Genomic DNA, 2,306 nt, shown 5'->3' on the forward strand with positions numbered 1-2,306 from the left:
ATCGAGATTAACTTGCGAAAAGGCGGCACCACTCATCCGTTTTTGACTCTGCAATTTCTCACCGATGGTACCTATAATCCTGAGACTGGCATCTTCACGGCTCCTAATGGCCAGCAGAAGTTTTTCGTAGCCAGCGACCACGTCGAGTCGCCGCGATATCGCACTCTTACTCCTGACGATCTGTTCGACATTGTCGTGCGGCACAACCTGCATTTCGATCAAACCCGCCAGACAGGCGTGGTGTTTCACATGATGAGCGCCTTGGGCGAGCTGGGAAGGACAGGACTAACTGCGGTCGGCAACTCACACGAGGACGCAAAAGCCACCTACAACCGCGCGGTAGCGGTGCTGGATCAAGAGGCAAGTGGCGACGCCAGAGAATGACGAAATCCGAAATCAATGACTAAATGACCAATCTCTAAAGAGCGGGTTGTTGTCATTCGGGCTCCGTCATTCCTTTCTCGTTCGACATTGTGCTTCGCCATTTCTTTCCTGAATCTGTTCGACAACTTCGTTGCGTCATTTCCGGAGAAACAATAAGAGGAAGGACACCGGTCGATATCAGATAGGGTTGCTGTCGATTTCGGCGCTGGTCCGGGCGTGAGAGTGCATGGCCGATATCCGGAGTGATCTCGGCCATGGGAGGACCGCCGGGGCCAGCGCCAAAATCGATGCAAGCGTCGCAGTCTTTTGTTGTTGTCCTACCTGCAGCGTTTCAGCGAAAAGCGTCGTATTCATTATAAATTCGATTTGCAGCCGAGGCAGCGCCGGGAAACTCCAACTCCCAGGCTCCAGGCGCCAAGAAAGTTCAGCGACCGCCGATCAAGTGATGGTTGCATCTTCGTTCGTTTCTCCGAGGTGATCGGCTTCTCACTTGGCGCGCGCCCTATCCTTGGCCAAGGCGGCTGAAGACGATGGCAAAAAGATAGTAATTATTTGACGTTTTCTCAGAACTTCGCATTCCCGATCTCGTAGTTGCCTCGTGTGACGCAGTCATCGGCCTCGCCTGCATAGCTCAATAAGCCCTTTTGGTTCTGTCCAGAAGCTCAACGAAAACGAGAGCATCTGGCAAAATCCGGCCCTCCAATACAAGCTCCACTATGAAGAAAAAATCCAGTTCTCAATCCGCATTCTTTAATCTGCGCGTTTTAATTGCTTCTCTCTTTTGCCTGGCCGGCATCTTTACGTTGCTGCTCGCGGCGGGGATTTACTCAGATTCCGCCAAAGCACAGGGGACTACGCCGGCACAACCTGGTTCCGGCTTGCCGACGTTAGTGCGGATGGTGGGGCCGGTCGGTCAGGACCAAGACTTGCGCAGCCTTCCTTATATTCCGCCATCTCCGGAAATTGTGGAGCGACGACTCACGCGCCACCCGCGCCTGGAGACGGGAGCGCCGCCACCAATATCGGGATTTGCGCGATTTCAGTCATTGGCTGAGGCAGTGTTAGCGCAGGTACCCGCGATGCCAGGCCCGGTCCTGACGTTTGACGGAATGAACGCTGCTCAGAGCGGCTGCAATTGTTTGCCGTCCGACAGCGACGGCGACGTCGGCCCCAATAACTACGTTAACGTAGTCAACACCTCGATCAAAATTTTTGACAAGTCAGGCAACCCGCTTAACGGCGCGAACGGCACGACATTTAATTCATTCTTCCACGATCTGGGCGCCGGCAATCCTTGCGGCAATAACCAGAACGGTGGGAACCCACCGACCCATGGGGATCCTTTTGTTTTTTATGATCAGATTGCTAACCGCTGGGTAGTAACCGACATCGCCTTTCCCTCGTTCCCTGGCACTGGCCCCTTTTACGAGTGCATTGGTGTGTCCAAGACTGGCGACCCCGTCAGCGGCGGCTGGTGGCTCTATGCCCTGCAGGTGGATCCAGCGTTCCCAAACCGGATGGGTGATTATCCCAAGTTCGCCTTGTGGCGCGATGCCTACTACCTGACGATGAACGAGTTTACCGACGACAACCCCCTCAGCTTCAAGGGCGTCCGCATATATGCTCTCGATCGCAGCAGCATGATTAACGGCGGTCCGACCCATGCGATCGGGTTCACGATCGATGCGGCTACTCTGGGCGATGCTTTCAGCTTGGTCCCTGCGAGCTTCCGCACCGGCGATCAGCCACCTGCGGGCAGGGATGAATTTCTCCTGGCCATCGATAGCCCGGCCAACGGCGGGGTGACCTTAAACCAGGTCAAGGGCTGGAAGTTCCATGTCGATTTTGCCAACCAGGCAAATTCCACGTTGGGCGTCGGCCCCAACCACGTGCCGGACGCCCAAATCACCGTCAACGGGTTC

The 2,306-nt window shown here is 55.3% G+C and carries 2 protein-coding genes; both read left to right on the forward strand.

Annotation, left to right across the window (positions count from 1 at the left end; genetic code table 11):
- A partial coding sequence (locus DMG62_24570; GenBank protein ID PYY19488.1) for a hypothetical protein occupies nt 1-384 on the forward strand: 384 nt, incomplete at its 5' end.
- A gap of 716 nt (nt 385-1,100) precedes the next feature.
- Nucleotides 1,101-2,306 (forward strand): hypothetical protein (locus DMG62_24575; protein PYY19489.1); only part of this gene is annotated, 1,206 nt, incomplete at its 3' end.

Source organism: Acidobacteriota bacterium, from assembly GCA_003225175.1.
Lineage (GTDB): Bacteria > Acidobacteriota > Terriglobia > Terriglobales > Acidobacteriaceae > Gp1-AA112.